This window comes from Murinocardiopsis flavida (genome assembly GCF_003014485.1).
Classification (GTDB): Bacteria; Actinomycetota; Actinomycetes; order Streptosporangiales; family Streptosporangiaceae; genus Murinocardiopsis; species Murinocardiopsis flavida.
This window is the reverse complement of the sequence record NZ_PYGA01000059.1, coordinates 1-3,428: the sequence shown is the minus strand read 5'-3', so window position 1 is coordinate 3,428 and position 3,428 is coordinate 1. Positions and strand designations below refer to the sequence as shown.

Annotated in this window: 2 protein-coding genes; both read right to left on the bottom strand. The window is 74.2% G+C overall.

Going from position 1 to position 3,428, the window contains the following annotated elements; all coding sequences use genetic code 11:
- Nucleotides 1-278, bottom strand: a 278-nt coding sequence (locus tag CLV63_RS34910) for a beta-ketoacyl synthase N-terminal-like domain-containing protein (protein ID WP_245929318.1), incomplete at its 3' end; no start/stop codon positions are given.
- A 49-nt stretch (nucleotides 279-327) separates the two neighbouring features.
- The coding region (locus CLV63_RS32975) for a type I polyketide synthase (RefSeq protein ID WP_146165739.1) at nucleotides 328-3,428 on the bottom strand (3,101 nt) is incomplete at its 5' end.

Sequence of the window (3,428 nt, the reverse complement as noted above, 5' to 3'; positions counted from 1 at the left end):
CGGGTGTAGGTGGTGTGGGCGTGTTCGGGGTCGGGGTCGAAGAGGGTGTCGAGGTCCCAGCCGCGGTCGGTGGGGAATTCGCCGATGGCGTCGGTCTCGGCGGTGAGCAGTGTCCAGAGGTCGTCAGGGGAGGCGACGCCGCCGGGGTAGCGGCAGCCGATCCCCACGATCGCGATCGGCTCGGCGGCCGCCTCCTCGACTTCGCGCAGCCTGGCCCGCGTCTGGCGCAGGTCGGTGGTGGCGCGCTTGAGGTAGTCGCGGAGCTTGTCCTCGTTCACTGGTGGAACTCCCTCGATGGATCGGGCTGCGGGCAGGGCCTGAGGTGTGTCAGGTTCCCAGCTCGCTGTCGAGGAGTTCGAACAGGTCGTCGTCGGAGGCCTCGGCGAGGTCCGCCGCAGCCGGATCGGCGTCGCGACCCGTCGTCCACTTCGACACCAGGGCATGCAGCCGCTGGGTGATCTGCGGTCGGGCGCCGTCGTCGGGCGCCAGCGCGAGAAGCGTCGCCGCCAACCGATCGACGTCCCCCAGCGCCGCTGCCCCGTCGGAGCCTTCGCTCGGCGCCAATTCGCCCGCCAGGTACCTGGCGAGCACGGTCGGGGTCGGGTAGTCGAAGAGCAGGCTCGACGGCAGCCGGAGCCCGGTCGCGGAACTCAGCCGGCCGCGCAGTTCCACGGCGACCAGCGAATCGGCACCGAGGTCCCCGAACTGCCGTTCCGGGTCGAGCAGGTCCCCCGCCGCGTACCCCAGGAGCGCCTTGGCTTCGGCGATCACGACGTCCAGGACCTCCCTGTGCCGCGCCGCGTCGTCGGCAAGGGCGCCGATCCGCTCGGCCAGACCGTCCGATGCCGCCACCGCGGGCCGGGCATCGCCGGAGTCGTGTCCGGGAGCGGCGCGCACAAGCCCGCTCAGCAGTTTCGGCAGCCGGCCGGCGGCGGCAAGGCCGCGCATGGCGACGAGGTCGAGACGGGTCGGCGCGAGGACCGCCGCGTCGGCCGTCAACGCGGCGTCGAACAGGGCGAGCCCCAGATCGGTGGACATGGGCGCCAACCCGTTCGACGCGATGCGGCGGTGGTCGGCCCGGCTCATCCCCGCCGTGATGCCGCTGGCGTCGTCCCACAGCCCCCACGCCAGCGACAGCGCCGGCAGCCCAAGGCCCCGGCGATGCGAGGCAAGGGCGTCCAGGAAGGTGTTCGCGGCGGCGTAGTTGGCCTGTCCGGACGTGCCGATCAGCCCTGCGGCCGACGAGAACAGCACGAACGCCGAAAGGTCGCGGTCGCGGGTGAGGTCGTGCAGGTTCGCGGCGGCGTCGACCTTGGGCCGGAACACGGTGTCGATCTGCTCGGCCGTCAACGACTCCATGACTCCGTCGCTGATGGTGCCCGCCGCGTGCACGACGCCGCGGAGCGGGCGTTCGGCGGGGATCCCGGCGATCAGTGCGGCGAGGGCATCGTGGTCGGCGACGTCGCAGGCCGCCGCGACAGGAGCGGCACCCGCCTCGGCGAGTTCGGCCAGGAAGGGCGCCGCATCGGCCGAATCACCGCCGCTTCGGCTCACCAGCAGCAGGTGGCGCACCCCGTGGTGCCGGACGAGGTGCCGTGCCACCGCGCGGCCGAGGGTGCCGAAGCCCCCTGTGACCAGGACCGTGCCGTCGGAGTCGAAGCCGGGCCCGGTGCCGCCGGCATCGGTCCGCGCCCGGGCCAGCCGTGGCACGCGCACCCGGTCATCGCGCAACGCGACCTGGGGCTCGCCCGACTGCGCGGCGGCGAGCAGCAGTCGCGCCGGCGTGTCGCCGCCTGCCACATCGGCCAGCATGATCCGGCCGGGATGCTCCGACTGCGCTGAGCGCACCAGCCCCCACACCGCCGCACCGGCGGGGTCGGCACCGGCGGGGTCGCCGTCCACGGCGTTCGATGTCGTGACGACCAGGAGCGATTCGGTGAAACGCTCCTCGGCCAGCCACTCCTGCACCAACGCCGCCGCCGCGCCGACGGACGCGCGCGCCGCTGTTGCGGTACCGGCCCCCGCCTCTCCGGTGACGCAGGCGAACACCAGGTCGGGCAGTGCCGCACCGGCTTCGAGCGAAGCGGTCAGGGCCGCGAGGTCGGCGTAGGAGTCGACGCTGCCGCGGAGGGCGGCCAGGCCCGCGCCGACGCGCCACGGGTCGGCGCCGACCACCGCGCAGCGGGCAGCGACCGCCTGCGGAGGCGGGGCTTCCCGCCATTCCACGGCGAACAGGGAGTCCCTTGTGGGCGTCGCTATACCGCCGAGGTCGGAGGGGAGCGGCCGCAGCAGCAGGTCGTCGATCGAGGCGACCGGCGCCCCCTCGGAATCGGCGACGTCCAATGCGATGGAGTCGGGTCCGCGCGCGGACATCGTGACACGCAGCGCGCCCGAGCCGGCCGTGTGCAGGGACACGCCCGACCACGAGAACGGGAGCCGGGGTGGCGGCGTCTCGCCGTGGACCCGGTCGCCCTCGCGGACACCGAGCGCGATGGCGTGCAGGGCGGAGTCGAGGAGCGCGGGGTGGATGCCGAACCGGTGGGCCTCGGCGTGCTGCTCCGCGTCGAGTTCGACTTCGGCGAACGTGGTGTCGCCCAGGCGCCATGCGGCGCGCAGTCCTTGGAACGCCGGGCCGTATTCGAGCCCGGCCGCGCTCAGCGCGGCGTACAGCTCCCCGACCGGGACGGGATGCGCCCCGGCGGGCGGCCACGCCCCGGCGCCCGGCGCTGCTGTCGCGGTCTCGGGGGCCAGCACGCCCTCGACGTATCGGGTCCACTCCTCGGCTTCGGGACCTGACTCGTCGGGTTGCGCGTGGAGCGTCAGCCGGCGGCGGCCCGACGCATCGGGTTCGTGGAGCCGGACCTGGATCCGCACCCCGCCCTGCTCGGGCAGCACGAGCGGGTGCTCGATGGTCAGCTCCTCGATGCGCGGCGCACCGGTCGCGGCCCCGGCGCGCGCGGCGATCTCCAGCAGAGCGGTTCCCGGCACGACCGGGACCCCGGACACGGCGTGGTGGGCCAGCCACGGCTGCGCCGCCAGCGAGAGCCGCCCCGTGAACACCGAGCCGTCGCCGTCGGCGAGCCGCGCCGCGGCGCCGAGCAGCGGGTGATCGGCGGTGTCGAGACCCGCGGACGCGAGACCGGCGTGCGGCGCCCTGCCCTTGAACCAGTAGTGGCGGCGCTGGAACGGATAGGTGGGCAGGTCGACCCGGCGCGCTCCGCGGCCCTCGAAGACCGCGGACCAGTCGGGTGTGACGCCGTTGGCGTGCAGCGCCGCAACACCGGCCATCAGTGACGCCGGCTCCGAACCCCCCTTGCCGAGCAGGGCGATCGGCGTGCTGGTGGTGGGGAGGGTGTCGTGGGTGGTGGGGGTGAGGGTGGGTGTGGGGCCGATTTCGAGGTAGGTGGTGGTGCCGTGGTTGTGGAGGG